The sequence below is a fragment of the Streptomyces sp. NPDC048370 genome, assembly GCF_043200825.1.
Lineage (GTDB): Bacteria > Actinomycetota > Actinomycetes > Streptomycetales > Streptomycetaceae > Streptomyces.
In genome coordinates, this window is the sequence record NZ_JBICYI010000004.1 from 231,259 (window position 1) to 248,309 (window position 17,051).

General features: G+C 72.5%; 17 protein-coding genes. 8 read left to right on the forward strand and 9 right to left on the reverse strand.

Translation table 11 applies throughout. From position 1 onward, the window contains the following. Positions 1-11: 11 nt before the first annotated feature. Together ACGFYP_RS11895 and ACGFYP_RS11900 are read right to left on the reverse strand one after the other, a co-directional pair. On the reverse strand, positions 12-1,025 hold the full coding sequence (locus ACGFYP_RS11895) for an aldo/keto reductase (RefSeq protein ID WP_393490118.1): 1,014 nt from the start codon (positions 1,023-1,025) through the stop codon (positions 12-14). Then, a complete protein-coding gene (locus tag ACGFYP_RS11900; protein WP_393490121.1) occupies positions 1,022-1,417 on the reverse strand; it encodes a MerR family transcriptional regulator in 396 nt (131 codons plus the stop codon). Before ACGFYP_RS11900 ends, ACGFYP_RS11895 begins: the two co-directional genes overlap by 4 nt. A gap of 52 nt (positions 1,418-1,469) precedes the next feature. Here ACGFYP_RS11900 and ACGFYP_RS11905 point away from each other — a divergent pair, with 52 nt between their 5' ends. Beyond that, a complete protein-coding gene (locus ACGFYP_RS11905) occupies positions 1,470-2,297 on the forward strand; it encodes a serine hydrolase domain-containing protein (RefSeq protein ID WP_393490126.1) in 828 nt (275 codons plus the stop codon). A gap of 21 nt (positions 2,298-2,318) precedes the next feature. Here ACGFYP_RS11905 and ACGFYP_RS11910 read toward each other — a convergent pair whose 3' ends face one another. From ACGFYP_RS11910 to ACGFYP_RS11930, 5 genes are read right to left on the reverse strand one after another with little or no spacing between them, the layout of a single operon-like run. After that, on the reverse strand, positions 2,319-2,903 hold the full coding sequence (locus ACGFYP_RS11910; RefSeq protein WP_393490130.1) for a hypothetical protein: 585 nt from the start codon (positions 2,901-2,903) through the stop codon (positions 2,319-2,321). Then, positions 2,900-4,327 carry an ATP-binding protein gene (locus ACGFYP_RS11915; protein ID WP_393490133.1) on the reverse strand — a complete coding sequence of 476 codons (1,428 nt, stop codon included), beginning with the start codon at positions 4,325-4,327 and terminating at the stop codon, positions 2,900-2,902. The genes ACGFYP_RS11910 and ACGFYP_RS11915 overlap by 4 nt, the downstream gene beginning before the upstream one ends. Beyond that, on the reverse strand, positions 4,324-5,007 hold the full coding sequence (locus ACGFYP_RS11920) for a response regulator (RefSeq protein ID WP_393490138.1): 684 nt from the start codon (positions 5,005-5,007) through the stop codon (positions 4,324-4,326). Before ACGFYP_RS11920 ends, ACGFYP_RS11915 begins: the two co-directional genes overlap by 4 nt. A 48-nt stretch (positions 5,008-5,055) precedes the next feature. Further along, entirely contained in the window at positions 5,056-6,759 is a 1,704-nt protein-coding gene (murJ, locus tag ACGFYP_RS11925; RefSeq protein WP_393490143.1) for a murein biosynthesis integral membrane protein MurJ, read from the reverse strand. Beyond that, on the reverse strand, positions 6,756-7,931 hold the full coding sequence (locus tag ACGFYP_RS11930; RefSeq protein ID WP_393490146.1) for a lipid II:glycine glycyltransferase FemX: 1,176 nt from the start codon (positions 7,929-7,931) through the stop codon (positions 6,756-6,758). The genes murJ and ACGFYP_RS11930 overlap by 4 nt, the downstream gene beginning before the upstream one ends. A 188-nt stretch (positions 7,932-8,119) precedes the next feature. Between ACGFYP_RS11930 and ACGFYP_RS11935 the strand changes: the two genes are divergently transcribed. Continuing rightward, positions 8,120-9,307 carry an Ig-like domain-containing protein gene (locus ACGFYP_RS11935; RefSeq protein ID WP_393490148.1) on the forward strand — a complete coding sequence of 396 codons (1,188 nt, stop codon included), beginning with the start codon at positions 8,120-8,122 and terminating at the stop codon, positions 9,305-9,307. Positions 9,308-9,335: 28 nt separating this feature from the next. On the opposite strand, the gene ACGFYP_RS11940 is transcribed toward ACGFYP_RS11935, so the two are convergent. Continuing rightward, positions 9,336-9,998: a pirin family protein gene (locus ACGFYP_RS11940; RefSeq protein ID WP_393490151.1), complete on the reverse strand. Its 663-nt coding sequence runs from the start codon at positions 9,996-9,998 to the stop codon at positions 9,336-9,338. A gap of 252 nt (positions 9,999-10,250) precedes the next feature. Here ACGFYP_RS11940 and fasR point away from each other — a divergent pair, with 252 nt between their 5' ends. The 5 genes from fasR to fabF all read left to right on the forward strand — a co-directional run bounded on the left by fasR (position 10,251) and on the right by fabF (position 15,147). Continuing rightward, a complete protein-coding gene (fasR, locus tag ACGFYP_RS11945; protein ID WP_393490154.1) occupies positions 10,251-11,432 on the forward strand; it encodes a fatty acid biosynthesis transcriptional regulator FasR in 1,182 nt (393 codons plus the stop codon). A gap of 89 nt (positions 11,433-11,521) precedes the next feature. Then, the gene (locus ACGFYP_RS11950) at positions 11,522-12,451 is read left to right on the forward strand and encodes an ACP S-malonyltransferase (protein WP_361966492.1); all 930 of its coding nucleotides are present in this window, start codon (positions 11,522-11,524) and stop codon (positions 12,449-12,451) included. 16 nt (positions 12,452-12,467) lie between these two features. Next, complete coding sequence (locus ACGFYP_RS11955; protein WP_361966494.1) at positions 12,468-13,499, forward strand: ketoacyl-ACP synthase III; 1,032 nt, start codon at positions 12,468-12,470, stop codon at positions 13,497-13,499. Positions 13,500-13,556: 57 nt separating this feature from the next. Beyond that, the gene (locus ACGFYP_RS11960) at positions 13,557-13,805 is read left to right on the forward strand and encodes an acyl carrier protein (RefSeq protein ID WP_361966496.1); all 249 of its coding nucleotides are present in this window, start codon (positions 13,557-13,559) and stop codon (positions 13,803-13,805) included. A gap of 79 nt (positions 13,806-13,884) precedes the next feature. Next, the gene (fabF, locus tag ACGFYP_RS11965) at positions 13,885-15,147 is read left to right on the forward strand and encodes a beta-ketoacyl-ACP synthase II (protein WP_393490160.1); all 1,263 of its coding nucleotides are present in this window, start codon (positions 13,885-13,887) and stop codon (positions 15,145-15,147) included. Positions 15,148-15,342: 195 nt separating this feature from the next. On the opposite strand, the gene ACGFYP_RS11970 is transcribed toward fabF, so the two are convergent. Beyond that, positions 15,343-15,837, reverse strand: a complete 495-nt coding sequence (locus tag ACGFYP_RS11970; RefSeq protein WP_137989482.1) for a DUF3145 domain-containing protein — start codon at positions 15,835-15,837, stop codon at positions 15,343-15,345. A 307-nt stretch (positions 15,838-16,144) separates the two neighbouring features. On the opposite strand from ACGFYP_RS11970, the gene ACGFYP_RS11975 reads away from it, so the two are divergent. Next, positions 16,145-17,044 carry an SGNH/GDSL hydrolase family protein gene (locus ACGFYP_RS11975; RefSeq protein ID WP_393490163.1) on the forward strand — a complete coding sequence of 300 codons (900 nt, stop codon included), beginning with the start codon at positions 16,145-16,147 and terminating at the stop codon, positions 17,042-17,044. Positions 17,045-17,051: the final 7 nt, after the last annotated feature.

Genomic DNA, 17,051 nt, shown 5'->3' on the forward strand with positions numbered 1-17,051 from the left:
CGGGGCGGTGGCTACTCGCGCGCCGCCGAGGTGGAGCTCATGTCCGGGTAGCGGTCACCCGCGACCTGCGCGGCGATCGGCTCCAGTGCGGCGAGGTCCGATGCGGTCAGCGTCAGACGGGTCGCCGCCGCGTTCTCCGCGAGCCGGCTGCGCTTGCGGGTGCCCGGGATCGGGACGACGGTCAGGCCGTGGACGGCGGCGCGCTGCTGGACCCAGGCGAGGGCGACCTGCGCGGCCGTCGCGCCGTGGTCCGCCGCGATCTTGTGGACCGGCGCGAGCAGGGCGCTGTTCCGCGCCGCGTTCTCGCCGGTGAACCGGGGCTGGTGCGCACGGAAGTCGCCGCCCGACAGGTCCTTCGAGGCGTCCGCGAAGGCGCCGGTCAGGAAGCCCCGGCCCAGCGGCGAGTACGGCACGAACGTCACGCCCAGCTCCGCCGCCGCGCCGACCGCGCTGCGTTCGACGTCGCGCGAGAAGAGCGACCACTCCGACTGCAGGGCCGCGATCGGGTGCACCGCGTACGCCTCGCGGAGCTCGGCGCCGGTCACCTCGCTCAGCCCCAGCTGCCTGACCTTGCCCTCCCGTACGAGCTCCGCCATCGCCCCGACCGACTCCTCGAAGGGGATCTCCGGGTCGCGCCGGTGCATGTAGTACAGGTCGATCGTCTCGATGCCGAGGCGGCGCAGGCTCGCCTCCACGGCCTGCCGGATGTACGCGCGATCGTTGCGGACGGCCCGGTAGTGCGGGTCGTCGGCGCGCCGCTCGATGGCGAACTTGGTGGCGAGGACGACCTCGTCGCGGTGCCGGGCGAGGAACGGCGCGAGGAACTCCTCGTTGGCGCCGCTGCCGTAGATGTCGGCGGTGTCGATCAGGGTGACGCCGGCCTCCAGGGCGGCGTCGAGGGTGTCGCGGGCGGCGGCCGCGTCCGTGTCGCCGTAGAACTCGCTGATGCCCATGGCGCCGAAGCCCTGGACGCCGATCTCGGGTCCGTCCTGGCCGCCGAGCCGTACGGTGTCGATCCTGGTCATGAGGTGGTGCCTCCGGTCTTGGTCACGTAGTGACCGATCTTGAAATCGAGTACGGCCAGCGCGTCCTGGAGCTCGGTGATCCGGGAGAGGACGTCCCGGCGGGTGGTCTCCAGGAGCTCGCGCCGTTCCTCCCGGGTGTGGTCGCCCTCGCGCACCAGCTCCGCGTACCGCACCATCACGGCGACCGGCATCCCCGTCAGCCGGAGCTTGCCGACGAACGCCAGCCAGTCCAGGTCGCGCTGCGCGAAGCGGCGCTGCCCGGTGTGCGAGCGGTCGACGTGCGGCGTCAGCCCGATCCGCTCGTACCAGCGCAGGGTGTGCGCCGAAAGCCCGGTCAGGGCGGCGACCTCGCTGATGGTGAAGCGGGCGGCGCTGCTCTCGATCACGCTCATGGTCTCCACGCTAGAACCTTCGAGTGCACTCGAAGCAAGTAGGCTCGGCCCCATGTCCTTGCAGAGCCTGGCGTTGATCGAGAACTGGCCCGTCCCCACCGCGGCCGCCGCCGTCGTCCGCGCGGACGGCACCCTGGCCGGGGCGCACGGCCCCACCGGACAGCGGTTCCCGCTCGCCTCGGTCACCAAGCCGCTGGCGGCGTACGCCGTCCTCGTCGCGTACGAGGAGGGGGCGATCGACCTCGACGAGCCCGCCGGGCCCGAGGGCGCGACGGTCCGGCACCTCCTTGCGCACACCTCGGGGCTCGCCTTCGACGAGCAGCGGGTCATGGCCGCGCCCGGCGCCCGCCGGATCTACTCCAACACCGGGTTCGAGGCGCTCGGCGACCACGTCGCCAAGGCGACGGACATCCCGTTCGCCGACTACCTCCACCAGGCCGTCCTTGAGCCGCTGGGGATGACGTCGACGACGCTGGAGGGCTCGCCCGCCAAGGACGGCGTCTCGACCGTCGACGACCTGGTGCGGTTCGCGGCCGAGGTGCAGGCGCCGCGCCTCCTCGACGCGCGTACGGTGCTCGACGCGATGACGGTGACGTACCCCGGTCTGACGGGCATCCTGCCCGGCTACGGACATCAGAGGCCGAACGACTGGGGGCTCGGTTTCGAGATCCGGGACGGCAAGTCGCCGCACTGGACGGGGGCTTCGTCCTCGCCGCGCACGTTCGGGCACTTCGGGCAGTCGGGCACGTTCCTGTGGATCGACCCGGACGCGCGGGCCGCGTGCGTCGCGCTGACCGACCGCCCCTTCGGGGCGTGGGCGGTCGAGGCGTGGCCGCCGTTCACGGACGCGGTGCTCGCGGAGCTGCGCGCCGGGGCCTGATCCCCGCGGCCGGCCGGCCGGCTATGCCGGGCAGGACTGGGTGGGCAGGGTGCCGTCCTTGCCGGAGAGGCTGATCGAGACCACGCCTGCGGGGTCCTTCGCGAAGACCGCCGTGCAGACGATCTGCTGGACGGCGAGCGGCTCCAGGGTCTTCACGGGGCCCGTGGACCGCACCAGGAACGTCGGAACGCCGTACGTTCCCGTCTTGATCGCCCCCTCGCTCACGAACAGCTCGTGCCCCTCCGCGGGGAGCCGGGTGCCCAGGCCTGCGGCGCGGTCGGCTTCGCCGGGTCCTGCCAGCAGGGCGGCCAGCGGCTTCAGGGGCCGGCCCGCGTCGCTCTCCCGCAGGTCTCCCCTGCCCGTGTCGCCCGAGCCGGTCGGGGTGGGGTCGGGCGGGCCGTGGTCCAGGCCCTGGCCCTCCCGTACGACAGGGGCGAGACGCCCGTCGCCGCCGACGAAGAAGAGCGTCATCCGCAGCGCGGGCGGCGGTTGGACGACGACGGAGGCCGCCTCGCCGGACTCGACGACGTCGGTGCCCTGGATGCCGCAGGCCCCGAGGGTGAGGAGCAGGGCGGCGGCGAGCGTGATCCTGCGGTACGGGGTCACAGCGGGATCCTCACCGTGAAGACGGCTCCGCCGTCGGGGCGGTTGGCGGCCAGGACGGTGCCGTGGTGGAGGCGTACGTTCTCCTGGGTGATCGCGAGCCCGAGGCCGCTGCCGGAGGAGCGGGCGCGCGCCGGGTCGGCCTTGTAGAAGCGGTCGAAGACGTGCGGCAGCACCTCGGGCGCGATGCCGGGGCCCCGGTCGGCGACCTCGGTGACCAGCCAGGGGCCGTCGGTGAAGAGCCGTACGGTCACCGGCGGGCGGCCGTGCCGCAGCGCGTTGCCGACCAGGTTGGCGACGACCACGTCGAAGCGGCGCGGGTCGAGGCGGGCGCGGATGCCGGGCGGGAGGTCGGGGACGAGCTGCTCCGGGTCGGTCCAGTGGCGGCTCGACAGGGTCCGGCGGATCGTTTCGGCGACGTCCACCTCGTCCGTGTGCAGCTCGGCGGCGCGGGCGTCGAAGCGGGAGATCTCCATCAGGTCCTCGACCAGGTCGGCGAGTTTGCCGGTCTCGGCGCTGATGAGCCGGACCGCGGCGGCCGTGTCCCGGTGGAGGTGGGCCGCGTCCTCGTCGAGGACCTCGGTGACGGCCAGCATTCCGGCGAGCGGGGTGCGCAGTTCGTGCGAGACGTCGGAGGCGAACCGGCGGGCGCGCGCCTCGGCGCGCTGCAGCTCCGCGACCGAGCGTTCGAGCTCGGCGGCGGACTCGTTGAACGTGCGGGCGAGGTCGGCGAGTTCGTCGCTGCCCTTGGCCTGGATACGGGTGTCCAGCTCGCCCCGGCCCATGCTGTGCGCGGCGCGCCTGAGGTCCCGTACGGGTCGCAGCACGCTCCGGGCGGCGATCAGGGCGGGGACGAGCGCGACGGCGAGGGCCGGCAGGACGCCGCCGCGGGCCGCGGCCACCATGGCGTCGATGTTCTTCTGCTCGCCGCTCATGTCCACGACGGCGTAGAGGACCAGTCCTGTGGGCCGGCCGTCGGCGCCCGGGCCGGGCTTGAGGAGGGCGGGGACGGCGATCGTCAGGTAGGCGGTGCCGTTCTTGACGACGCGCTGGAAGCTGCCGTGGGTGGTGCCCTGGGCGCGGGAGCGGAGTTCGGGGGTGAGGACGGTGGAGATGGGGCGGTCCGTGGAGGAGACCCGGAGGGGGCCGTACTCGGCGTAGACCCGCCAGGGGCGCGGTTTGCCCTGTTTGGCGATCAGGAAGAGCGACTCGCGCAGGGACTCCCGGTCGACGGGGAGCGAGATGTTCAGCAGCCCGACCTGCTCGCGGAAGGCGGCGACGGCGTTGTCCTGGGCCTGTTCGAGGATCGCGTTGCGCGCGGCCTGGTAGGTGAGCGCGGCGGTGGTGCCACAGCCGACGGCGGCGACCAGGAGGAAGGCGAGGACGAGCCGGGTGCGGAGCCCGAAGGGGCGGAGGCGGCGCTTCACAGCGGCCCGAAGCGGTAGCCGAAGCCCCGCAGGGTCTGTATGTAGCGGGGGGTTCCCGGGGTGTCCTCGACCTTGTTGCGGAGGCGGCGGACACAGGCGTCCACGAGGCGGGCGTCGCTGTGGTAGCTGTGCTCCCAGACGTGTTCGAGGAGTTGCTGGCGGCTGAAGACCTGCTCGGGGTGGGCGGTCAGATGCAGCAGCAGCTTGAGCTCGGAGGGTGCGAGGGCGAGCCGTTCGCCGGACTTGGCGACGGTGAGTCCCGCCCGGTCGATGGCGAGCTCGCCGTGGAACTCGACGGCAGGGCGGCCCGTCCCCGGCTCCTCGATGCGGCGCAGGACGGCGCGGATGCGGGCCTCGATGACCTCGGTACGGGCGGGCTTGACGATGTAGTCGTCGGCGCCCGCCTCCAGACCGACGACGACGTCGAAGTCGTCGCCGCGTGCGGTGAGCATGATGATCGGCAGCTGGCTGGTCTCCCGGATCCGGTGGCAGACCTGGACGCCGTTCATGCCGGGCAGCATCAGGTCGAGCAGGACGAGGTCGGGCCGGAACTCGGTGAGCAGGGCGAGCCCCGCCTCCCCGGTCGCGGCGGCCCGCACCTCGTGGCCGCGCCGCCGCAGCCCCAGTTCGACCCCTTCGCGGACGGAGGGGTCGTCTTCTATCAGCAGCACGCGAGGCATTCGAGCAGTATCCCAAGGTGAGGAGAGGGAGCGGTGGGGTGCCCCGGGTCAGCCGCGGCGCGGCCGCGGGATGCGCAGGCGCCGGCCGGTGGTCGTCAGCAGGGCACTCACCTCGGTGAGCCCGAGCGGCCGGGCCAGCAGCCCGAAGACCGCGAGGACGGCGAGCCCGCCCGCGAGGGCGGCGGGCAGCGCGCCCGCGGGGGCGGTGGTGTCGGTGGCGAGCAGCCCCCAGCCGGTGGCGGGGAGGGCGGCGAGAACCAGCCGCGCGAGGGAGCCGGCGGCCCGGGGCGCGGGGGCCCCGTCCCGTACGCCGTCCTTCGGCGCGCGCCCCAGCCGGCGCCGCAGGGCGTACGCGGTCAGGGCCCAGCCCGCCCACAGCGACAGGGAGTAGCCGGCCGCGATGCCCGCCACCGCCCAGGTCGCGGGCAGGATCCGGTACGCGGTCAGGGACAGGCCCGCGTTCAGGGCCGCGATCACCAGGTTCAGGAGGAAGGGTGTCCTGGTGTCGCGCAGCGCGTAGAAGGCGCGGGTGCAGACGTACTGGCCCGAGAAGGCGATCAGCCCCGGCGCGAAGGCCATCAGGATCCACGCCATCGCCCGGACGTCGGCCGCGTCGGTCCTGCCGTACTGGAAGACCAGGCTCATCAGCGGCACCGCGAGCGCGAACAGGGCGCAGGCCGCGGGGACGACCGCCGCCGCCGAGGCGCGGAGCCCGTACGAGACGTCCCGGCGCACCCCCGCCAGGTCGCCGTCGGCGGCCGCGCCGCTCATCCTCGGCAGCAGCGCCGTCACCAGCGAGACGGTGACGATGCCGTGCGGCACGGCCCACAGCAGATAGGCGTTGTTGTACGCGGCGAATCCGAAGCCGCCCCCGCCGCCGCCCGCCAGCGTCTCCGCCTGCGCCCCGGCCGCCGTGGCGAGCTTCGTCGTCACCCAGTACGCGGCCTGGTTGGTGAGGACGAGCAGCACCAGCCACGCCGCCGACCGCATCGGCGACGTCAGCCCGCTGCCGCGCCAGTCGAACCGCGGTCGCCAGCGGAAACCGGCCCCCCGCAACGAGGGCACGAGCGCGAGGGCCTGGAGCGCGATGCCCGCCGTCGTGCCCCAGCCGAGCAGCGCGGTCTCCCCCGCCGAGAGTCCGTCGGCGCCCGTCACGGCCGTCGTCAGATACAGCGCGAAGACGGCGATGACGACGACGTTGTTGAGGACCGGCGTCCACATCATCGCGCCGAACCTGCCCCGCGCGTTCAGGACCTGCCCGAGCAGGGTGAAGAGGCCGAGGAAGAAGATCTGCGGCAGGCAGTACCGGGCGAACGCGAGCGTCATCGACTCCCGCGCGCCGCTGTAGTCGGTGTACGCGTCGATGATCGCGGGCGCCGCGACCACCGCGCCCGCCGTCATGACGAGCAGAGCGCAGACGCAGAGGGTGAGGAGCCGGTCGGTGTAGGCGACGCCGCCGTCCTCGTGCTCCTTGGCGGCCTTGACGAGCTCGGGCACGAAGACCGCGTTGAGGGCGCCGCCGAGGAGCAGTATGTAGACGATCGTGGGGATGGAGTTGGCGACGGCGTAGCCGTCGGCGATCCCGCCGACGCCGAGCGCCGCCGCGACGATCGCCGAGCGGACGAATCCGGTGGCGCGCGAGACCAGCGACCCGGCGGCCATGAGTGCGCCGCTGCGCAGCACGGACGGGGCGGCGCGGTGCCTCGGCCCCGCGCCCGCCCCCGGACCCTGCTCCGCGAGGGTCGTCGTCATCGGCGGGCCAGGTAGGCCTGGAACGCCCGGTACAGCGCGTGGTTGGTCGTGCCGGCCAACGGTGTCTCCCACTCCCCCAGCGTCTCGACGGCCTGCCCGCCCGTGCCGAGCTTCCAGCGCAGCAGACCGTGGGCGCGGTCGTCCGGGTCAAGGGTGGAGGGTATCCCGCGCATGTCGTAGACATCCGCGCCGAGCGCGTGGGCGTCGAGCAACATCCGCCACTGCAGGGCGTTGGAGGGGCGGACCTCGCGGCGGTGGTCGGCGGAGGCTCCGGTCTGGTACCAGACCCGCTTCCCCACGGTGATCATCGTGTGGGCGGCGAGGGTCTCGCCCTCGTGGCGGGCGAGGTAGAGCTTCATCCGTCCGGGTTGCTCGGCGTTGAGGACCGCGTACTGACGTTCGTAGTAGGAAAGGGAGCGTCCGAGCCGGAAACCGTCACGCTCCTCGGTGATCCGCAGGAGCCGGAAGAAGTCCGGCAGGTCGGCCGCCGAGCCGACGACGACCTCGACGCCGGACTTCCTGGCCTTGCGGATGTTGCGTCGCCACTCCTGGTTGAGGCCGTTCCACAGGTCGTCGGAACTGCGTCCCGCGAGCGGTACTTGGTAGACGTGGCGGGGCTGGGCGTCGGCGCCGTCGGATTCGCCGGTCGAGTCGCCTCCGCAGCGCCGCCAGCCGCGGGAACGGAGCCGTTCGGCGACGGCGGTGCCGAGCGGGTCGACCTCGTCGGCGAGGACGTCGGAGAGCCGCCGCCCCGGACCGGTGTGCGCCTTGAGGGTGGCTGCGTTCCAGCGGCGGAAGGCCGGCGAGGGGCCGATGCGTACGGCGAAGGCCCCGGCGGCGCGCAGGTGGTGGAGCAGCGGGGTGAGCCAGCCGTCGACGTCCGGGTCGGACCAGTCGGCGACCGGCCCCTCGGGGAGGTAGGCGAAGAACTTGCGGGTGCCGGGGAAGGGGCGCAGCAGCACCAGGGCGACGCCGGTCGGTCCGGGCCCCGACTCCGGTCCCCAGCCGAGGAGTTGGTGGCGCCAGCCGTCCTTGACCTCGGCCCAGGAGGGGCACTGGAGAAAGCTGGGGCGCGCCTCGCTCCGGGCGAGGACGGCACGGTACGTCTCGACGGTGACGGGCTCAAGGCGGGTGGTCCGCGGCGGTGCGGCCGTCACGAGCAGAGCTGACACAACGTGAGCCTCCTTGTTCCGCCCCTCGGTCGGGGGGCGCACAGGATGCTCACAGCCGTCCTTGACGGGGCCGCGCGTCGTGTGTGACCGGACGATGACCGTTCCTCTCCACCCCTTGTCACAGAGGCCCGGAGGGCGATTCGGCGGCCTACAGTCCGGGCATCCCACACTTTTTTCCGGAGGTTCCCGTGGTTTCCGCACGCACCCGAATACGCCGGTCGCTCGCGGCCGTCGCCCTCTGCGGCTCGCTCGCCGCCTGTTCGGCGGGGGCGGTGGGCGCGCCCCGTACGACGGAGAGCCCGGGGGCCGCGCAGAAGGCGGAGACCCCGGCGAAGGTGACCGTGGTGAGCCCGGCCGCGGGGCGGACCGTGACGGTCACGGCCACCGGCGGCACGCTGAGGACGGTGCGGGTCGTGGACGCGGAGGGCGGTGTGCTGGTGGGCCGTACCGGCGCCGGCGGGACGTCCTGGGTCTCGGACCGGAAGGCGGTGCCGGGCACCTCGTACCGGGTGGAGGCGACGACCCGTACGGCGGGCGGGAAGGAGACGACGAGCAGCTCGACGTTCAGGACCGTCCCGGCCGCGCGGGTCAACAAGCTGACGCTGGCGCCGGGGAAGAACACCACGGTCGGGGTCGGGCAGCCGCTGTCGATCGTCTTCGACCGGCCGGTGACGAACCGGGCCGAGGTGGAGAAGCAGCTCAAGGTGACGACCTCGAACGGGACGGTCGGCTCGTGGGGCTGGCTGAAGGACTGGTCGGGCAAGGACCGGGTGGACTGGCGGCCGAAGGAGTACTGGAAGCCGGGGACCCGGGTGGACCTGGACGCGACGCTCGACGGGACGGACTCGGGCGGGGGCTGGTTCGTACGGGACTACCGGACCGGGTTCACGGTCGGCGGGGTGGCGCAGGTGGTCAAAGTGGACCTGGACCGCAAGCGGCTGGTCCTGGAGCGCGACGGGCGGGCCGTGCGCACGATCCCCGTATCGGGTGGGACGCCCGGGGGCGACAAGCGGTCGTGGCGGGGGACGGCGGTGCTGATGGCGAAGGAGGGCACGATCAACATGAACTCGGAGACGGTCGGGCTCGGCGACGCCTACGACAAGATGGTCGACTTCTCGATGCGGCTGACGTGGTCGGGCATGTACGCGCACGCGGCGCCGTGGAACGCGGCGTACTTCGGCCGCGCCAACAAGAGCTCCGGCTGCATCGGCATGAGCGACGCGGACGCGGCGTGGTTCTACGCCCAGGTCCGGCCCGGCGACCCCTTCGAGATCACGGGCGCGGAGACGAAGGGCACGGTGGCGGAGGGCAACGGCTACGGCGCGTGGAACGTGAGCTGGGAGCAGTGGCGCGCGAAGAGCGCGGCGGCACGCTGACGCGAGGGGCTCGGCCCGGGACTCCCGCTCAGGTGCGGCGCATCTCCCAGAGGAGGAGTTCCGCGTCCGACGTGGCCAGGAGGGCGAGGTCGCGGGCGTCGGTGACGCGGGCCGCGTCGCCGGGGGCGAGCTCCTCGCCGTCGAGGCGGACCGTGCCCCGCACGACGTGCGCGTAGACGAGGTCCGCGTCCGGGACGGCCGTCCGCTCGCCCTGCTCCAGGCGCCGGACGTGGAGCATCGCGGCCGCCTCCGGGAGAGCGTACGGGGTGGAGTCGGCGATGCCCCGGACGATCTCGTACGCGGGGTCGCCGCCCGGCTCGAGCGGGGCGAGCCACATCTGGACGAAGACCAGGGGCACGTCGGCGTCGTTGCGCTCCTCGTGCCGTACGCCCCCGGCGGAGCTGAGCCGCTGGACGTCCCCGGGGCGGACGACCGTGGTGTGGCCCGCGGCCGTGTCGTGGTGGGTCAGCTCGCCCTCGACGACCCAGGTGACGATCTCGGTGTGCCGGTGCGGGTGCTCGGCGAACCCGGCCCCGGGCGCGAGCCGCTCCTCGTTGCAGGCGAGCACGGCGCCGAAGCGGAGGTTGTCGGGGTCGTAGTGCGGCCCGAAGGAGAACGCGTGCCGCGTCTCGATCCCGGCCGCCGGGTCGCCCCCGGGGTAACGGTCACCGGCACGCTGGATACGAATCACGGGCAAACGGTAGCCCGCGACGGGCGCGGCACGCGGCGCCCGTATCCACCGCCGCCGCGCGGGTGCCGCCCCGCGCGGCAGCGGCGGCCGACGTCCGGGTCCGGCCTTGCCCGCGCAAGCCGGGCGCGGCGACCGCCCCGGGGAGGCACGCCCCGCGACGCACCCGCCCGCGACGCCTCCCGCGACGGGCCCCTCGTGGGGAAACGGCCCCGACCCCGCACCCGGGCGTCCCGATAAGGCAGTCTTGTCCCCGTGTCTGAACCCACGAACGCCGCTCATCCGCATTCCGCGACCCTCAAGCGCCTCGAACAGTCCTCCGGGCGGCTCGCCGCCAACGCCATTGCCCGTATGGACGAGACGCTTCCGTGGTACCGGGCGATGCCGCCCGAGAACCGGTCGTGGATCGGTCTGGTCGCCCAGGCCGGTATCGCCGCGTTCACCGAGTGGTTCCGGCACCCGGAGACCCCGCAGGCCATCTCCACCGACGTCTTCGGCACCGCGCCCCGCGAGCTGACCCGGGCCATCACGCTCCGGCAGACCGTCGAGATGGTCCGCACCACCATCGAGGTCATGGAGACGGCGATCGAGGAGGTCGCCGCCCCCGGCGACGAATCCATCCTCCGCGAGGCCCTCCTCGTCTACGCCCGCGAGATCGCCTTCGCGACCGCCCAGGTCTACGCCCAGGCCGCCGAGGCCCGGGGCGCCTGGGACGCGCGCCTCGAGTCCCTCGTCGTCAACGCGGTCCTCTCCGGGGAGGCCGACGAGGGCGCCGTCTCGCGGGCCGCCGCGCTCGGCTGGAACTCCCCCGACCACGTCTGCGTCGTCCTCGGCACCGCGCCCGACGGTGACAGCGAGCTGACCGTCGAGGCGATCCGCCGGGCCGCCCGGCACGCCAAGCTGCAGGTCCTCACCGGCGTCCTCGGCGACCGGCTCGTCGTCATCGCCGGCGGCAACGACAACCCCCTCGCCGTGGCGAAGGCCCTGATCGGTCCGTACGCCGCCGGTCCCGTCGTCGCGGGCCCCGTCGTCCCCGACCTGCTCGCGGCGACCCGGTCCGCGCAGGCCGCCGCCGCCGGTCTGAAGGCCTGCACGGCCTGGCAGGACGCCCCGCGACCGGTCCTCGCGGACGATCTCCTGCCGGAGCGCGCCATCGCCTCCGACCCTTCTGCGCGTGAGCAGTTGGTGGAGGAGATCTACAGACCGCTGGAGGAAGCGGGATCGGCGCTGCTGGAAACTCTGAGTGTCTATCTGGAGCAGGCGAGCAGCCTGGAAGGCGCGGCACGGATGCTCTTCGTGCACCCGAACACCGTGCGGTACCGGCTTCGACGTGTGACAGACGTCACCGGTTGGTCACCCTCCGATGTTCGGTCCGCCTTCACGCTGCGGATCGCCCTCATTCTGGGGCGCTTGGCCGACGGAGATACCCAGTCCTAGACTTTTGTCGAACACCAACAATTCCCCCGACGGTTCTTCGTCCTAGTCCCCACGGGCGCCGGGAGCCGTCCCCAAGAGAGAGTGTGAGGGTGCTCGTACTCGTCGCTCCCGGCCAAGGCGCTCAGACGCCCGGCTTCCTGACTCCCTGGCTCGAACTCCCCGGTGCCGCCGACCGTGTGGCGGCCTGGTCCGAGGCCATCGGACTGGACCTCGCCCACTACGGCACGAACGCGGACGCGGACGAGATCCGTGACACGGCGGTGGCCCAGCCGCTGCTCGTCGCCGCCGGTCTGCTGTCCGCCGCCGCCCTCGACGAGGCCGTCCCCGGCTTCGCCCCCGGCGCCGTCGCGGGCCACAGCGTCGGTGAGATCACGGCCGCCACGTTCGCCGGTGTCCTCGACGACTTCTCCGCACTGCGTCTCGTACGGTCGCGCGGGATCGCCATGGCCGAGGCCGCCGCGATCACCGAGACCGGCATGTCCGCGCTGCTCGGCGGCGAGCCCGACGTGGTCCTCCCGCACCTGGAGAAGCTGGGTCTGACCCCGGCCAACGTCAACGGCGCGGGCCAGATCGTGGCCGCCGGTACGCCGGAGCAGCTGGCCGCCCTGGCCGAGGACAAGCCCGAGGGCACCCGCCGGGTGGTCCCGCTGAAGGTCGCCGGCGCGTTCCACACGCTCCACATGGCCACCGCGGTGCCGAAGCTGGAGGCCGCCGCGAAGGAGCTGGCCGTCTCGGCTCCGGCCGTGCGCTACGTCTCCAACAAGGACGGCCGGGTCGTGACCGAGGGCAGCGAGGTCATCGCGCGCCTGGTCGGCCAGGTCGCCAACCCGGTCCGCTGGGACCTGTGCATGGAGACCTTCAAGGAGCTGGGCGTGACGGCGATGATCGAGGTGTGCCCTGGCGGCACCCTGACCGGTCTCGCCAAGCGCGCGCTTCCGGGCGTGAAGACCCTCGCCCTGAAGACCCCCGACGACCTCGACGCGGCCCGCACGCTCGTCGCCGAGCAGACTGCAGCCTGAGAAGGAGCCGTAGAGCATGTCGAAGATCAAGCCCAGCAAGGGCGCCCCGTACGCGCGGATCATGGGTGTCGGCGGCTACCGCCCCACCCGGGTCGTGCCGAACGAGGTGATCCTCGAGAAGATCGACTCGTCCGACGAGTGGATCCGCTCGCGCTCCGGCATCGCCACGCGCCACTGGGCCTCCCCCGAGGAGACCGTGACCGCGATGTCCGTCGAGGCCTCCGGGAAGGCCATCGCCGACGCCGGGATCGACCCCGAGCAGATCGGCGCCGTGGTCGTCTCCACCGTCTCGCACTTCAAGCAGACCCCGGCCGTCGCCACCGAGATCGCCGACAAGATCGGCGCGGGCAAGCCCGCCGCGTTCGACATCTCCGCCGGCTGCGCGGGCTTCGGCTACGGCCTGACCCTCGCCAAGGGCATGATCGTCGAGGGTTCGGCCGAGTACGTCCTCGTCATCGGCGTCGAGCGGCTGAGCGACCTGACCGACCTGGAGGACCGCGCGACGGCCTTCCTCTTCGGCGACGGCGCCGGCGCGGTCGTGGTCGGCCCCTCCGACGAGCCGCACATCGGCCCCACGGTGTGGGGTTCGGAGGGCGACAAGTCCGAGACGATCAAGCAGACCGTGCCGTGGAACGAGTTCCACATCGGCGACGTCTCGAACCTCCCGCTCAACGAGCAGGGTGAGATCAAGTTCCCCGCCATCACGCAGGAGGGCCAGGCGGTCTTCCGCTGGGCCGTCTTCGAGATGGCGAAGGTCGCCCAGCAGGCGCTGGACGCCGCCGGAATCTCGGCGGACGACCTGGATGTCTTCATTCCGCACCAGGCGAACATGCGGATCATCGACTCGATGGTGAAGACTCTCAAGCTGCCGGAGCACGTCACGGTCGCGCGTGACGTCGAAACCACCGGCAACACCTCGGCCGCCTCGATTCCGCTCGCGATGGAGCGGCTGCTGGCGACCGGCAAGGCGAAGAGCGGCGACACCGCGCTCGTCATCGGCTTCGGGGCGGGTCTGGTCTACGCCGCGACGGTCGTTACTCTCCCCTAGGCACTCCGGATCTTCCGGAAGCCCATTTCCACAGCAAATCACAGAAGGAGCGCCACCATGGCCGCCACCCAGGAAGAGATCGTCGCCGGTCTCGCCGAGATCGTGAACGAGATCGCCGGCATCCCGACCGAGGACGTCGCGCTCGAGAAGTCCTTCACGGACGACCTCGACGTCGACTCGCTGTCCATGGTCGAGGTCGTTGTCGCCGCCGAAGAGCGCTTCGACGTCAAGATCCCGGACGAGGACGTCAAGAACCTCAAGTCGGTCGGCGACGCGGCCGACTACATCCTGAAGCACCAGGGCTGATTCGGCCCCTGCTGACTCGGTCAGCCACCCGGCGGTGGCGCCGTATTTCGACCATCACACACGTGGAGAAAGAATTCCTGTGAGCCCGACCAATCGCACCGTGGTCGTCACCGGTATCGGCGCAACCACACCGCTGGGTGGCGACTCCGCATCGACCTGGGAAGGTCTGATCGCGGGACGCTCCGGCGTCAAGCCCCTTGAGGGCGAACGATTCGCCGAACTGCCCGTACAGATCGCGGCGCTCGCCGCCGTCGACCCGGGTGACGTTCTGCCCCGCCCGCTCGCCCGCAAGCTGGACCGCTCGGCGCAGTTCGCGCTGATCGCGGCCCGTGAGGCGTGGGCCGACGCGGGCTACACCGCCCCGGCCGGCGAGGACACGAGCATCGCGCCCGAGCGGCTCGGCTCCGTCATCGCCTCCGGCATCGGCGGTGTCACGACTCTGCTCGACCAGTACGACGTGCTGAAGGACAAGGGCGTCCGCCGCGTGTCCCCGCACACCGTGCCGATGCTGATGCCGAACAGCCCCTCCGCCAACGTCGGCCTGGAGGTGAACGCCCGGGCGGGCGTCCACACCCCGGTCTCGGCGTGCGCGTCGGGTGCCGAGGCGATCGGCTACGCCGTCGAGATGATCCGTACCGGCCGGGCCGACGTGGTCGTGGCCGGTGGCACCGAGGCGGCGATCCACCCGCTGCCGATCGCGGCCTTCGCCAACATGATGGCGATGTCCAAGAACAACGACGAGCCGACGAAGGCCTCGCGTCCGTACGACACGGCCCGTGACGGCTTCGTGCTCGGCGAGGGCGCGGGCGTGGTGATCCTCGAGTCCGAGGAGCACGCGAAGGCCCGTGGCGCGCGGATCTACTGCGAGGTGCTCGGCCAGGGCCTGTCGGCCGACAGCCACCACATCGCGCAGCCCGAGCCGACCGGCCGGGGCATCGCCGCCGCGATGCAGAACCTGCTGGACGCGACGGACCTGAAGCCCTCCGAGGTCGTCCACCTCAACGCGCACGCGACGTCGACGCCGCAGGGTGACGTCGCCGAGATCAAGGCGCTGCGCAAGGTGCTCGGCGACGACCTGGACCACGTCGCGATCTCCGCGACGAAGTCGATGACGGGTCACCTGCTGGGCGGCGCGGGCGGCATCGAGACCGTCGCGACGGTCCTGGCGCTCCACAACCGCCTGGCCCCGCCGACGATCAACGTCGACGAGCTCGACCCGGAGGTCGAGGCGGACATCGTCCGCGACGAACCCCGCGAACTCCCGCAGGGCACGATCGCCGCGATCAACAACAGCTTCGGCTTCGGCGGCCACAACGTGGTGCTGGCGTTCCGCACGGTGTGACCTGACGTCACGTACGAGGCCCATCCCGCTGTGTGCGGGGTGGGCCTCTGCCGTGCGTCAGCGGAGGGCGAAGACGGACGGTTGTGGGGGCGACGCGACGCGGTTGACGATGACGTGGCGCATGACGTCCCCCACCCCCGCGCGCCCCCTGCGCGCCCCCCGGCGGAATCTACCCCCGCCGGGTTACGGGCGGCCTCAGACGACCTGGTGCAGCCAGCGGACCGGGGCGCCTTCGCCCGCGTACCGGAAGGGTTCCAGTTCGTCGTCCCAGGGCTTGCCGAGGAGCTTGGCGATCTCCGCCTCCAGCTCCGTCTCGCCGCGCACGGAGCGGGCCAGGGCGGCCCGCAGGCGGTCCTCCGGGATCAGGATGTCGCCGTGCATGCCGGTGACGGCGTGGAAGATGCCCAGTTCGGGGGTGGCGCTGTAGCGCTCGCCCTCGGCGGTCGGGCAGGGTTCCGCGGTGACTTCGAAGCGGAGCATCTGCCAGCCGCGCAGCGCGGAGGCGAGTTTGGAGGCCGTACCGGTCTCGCCCTGCCAGGAGAACTCGGCTCTCCACGTGCCGGGCGACGCCGGCTGGCGGATCCAGTCGAGCTGGACCCTCGCACCGAGGACACCCGCGACCGCCCATTCGACGTGCGGGCACAGCGCGCGCGGTGCGGAGTGTACGTACAGGACTCCACGTGTCGTCACCGGGACCTCCAGTGTGGGACGAGGTTCGCCTTTCCCAGCGGCCTCAGTAAACAGCATCGGGGGCAAAACTCCGTAAAACCCCGAAAAAGGGACAGCATGTGACGTGATGTAATTTACCGGAGCCGATTGGCAAAGGTGCCTCTGGTTCGACGGGGGAAAAGCTACCGTGCCGCACCGCCCTTGGGGTGACGTACGGTCGGTCCGGGGGCCGGTGGACACGAAGCTTTCACCCGCCAGGACGCCGAACGGACGCCGAAGGAGGGCACGGGGGATGCGCCGAGGGATGCGCGGGGGTGTACGCAGGGGGATGCGCGGCAGGCGACCCTTCCGTACGACCGTCGCCGCCGCGGGGGCCGTCGCGCTGTTGTGCGCGGGCACCCTGACGGGGTGTGAGGCGGAGGGGACCGGGACCTCGGCGACGCCGAAGCCGACCCCCACGCCGCGGCCGACCCCCGTCTGGGACCGCACGCCGGCCTCCGTCGCCGCCGTCGGCGACTCCATCACCCGCGCGTACGACGCCTGTGCGGTCCTGGCGGACTGCCCGGAGGCGTCCTGGGCGACCGGCACGGACATCGGCGTCAACAGCCTCGCCCTGCGGCTCCTCGGCCCGGAGCGGGTCGCCGAGCGCAGCTGGAACCTGGCGCGGTCGGGGGCCCGGATGGCGGAGCTGCCCGCGCAGATGGCGCGGGCGGGGGCCAGGAAGCCGGAGCTGGTGACGGTGATGATGGGCGCCAACGACGCCTGCCGGAAGCGGGCCGAACTGATGACCCCGGTCGCGGAGTTCCGCGCGGACTTCGAGGCGGCGCTGACGAGCCTGCGGACCTCCGCGCCGAAGGCACAGGTGTACGTGTCGAGCGTGCCGGACCTGAAGCGGCTCTGGGCGCGGGGCAAGGACAGCGCGCTGGGCCGGCAGGTCTGGAAGCTGGGGATCTGCGCCTCGATGCTGGCCGACGCGCAGGACCTGAGCCCTTCGGCCGAGAAGCGCCGGACGGCCGTGCGGGACCGGATCGTGGCGTACAACCAGGCGCTGAAGGAGGTCTGCGCGAAGGACCGGCGCTGCCGGTACGACGGCGGCGCGGTGTTCGGCTTCCCCTTCGACGGCGGGCAGCTGAGCCCCTGGGACTGGTTCCACCCCAGCAAGGACGGGCAGGCACGGCTCGCGGAGCTGGCCCATCGACAGGTGACGGCGCCTGAGCCGCCCGCGTAGGGTTCCG

Excerpts from the sequence above, each read along its gene's own strand:
- ACGFYP_RS11895 (WP_393490118.1), bottom strand. The coding sequence starts at position 1,025 with ATGACCAGGATCGACACCGTACGGCTCGGCGGCCAGGACGGACCCGAG.
- ACGFYP_RS11900 (WP_393490121.1), bottom strand. The coding sequence starts at position 1,417 with ATGAGCGTGATCGAGAGCAGCGCCGCCCGCTTCACCATCAGCGAGGTC.
- ACGFYP_RS11905 (WP_393490126.1), top strand. The coding sequence starts at position 1,470 with ATGTCCTTGCAGAGCCTGGCGTTGATCGAGAACTGGCCCGTCCCCACC.
- ACGFYP_RS11920 (WP_393490138.1), bottom strand. The coding sequence starts at position 5,007 with ATGCCTCGCGTGCTGCTGATAGAAGACGACCCCTCCGTCCGCGAAGGG.
- murJ (WP_393490143.1), bottom strand. The coding sequence starts at position 6,759 with ATGACGACGACCCTCGCGGAGCAGGGTCCGGGGGCGGGCGCGGGGCCG.
- ACGFYP_RS11955 (WP_361966494.1), top strand. The coding sequence starts at position 12,468 with ATGTCGAAGATCAAGCCCAGCAAGGGCGCCCCGTACGCGCGGATCATG.
- ACGFYP_RS11960 (WP_361966496.1), top strand. The coding sequence starts at position 13,557 with ATGGCCGCCACCCAGGAAGAGATCGTCGCCGGTCTCGCCGAGATCGTG.
- ACGFYP_RS11975 (WP_393490163.1), top strand. The coding sequence starts at position 16,145 with ATGCGCGGCAGGCGACCCTTCCGTACGACCGTCGCCGCCGCGGGGGCC.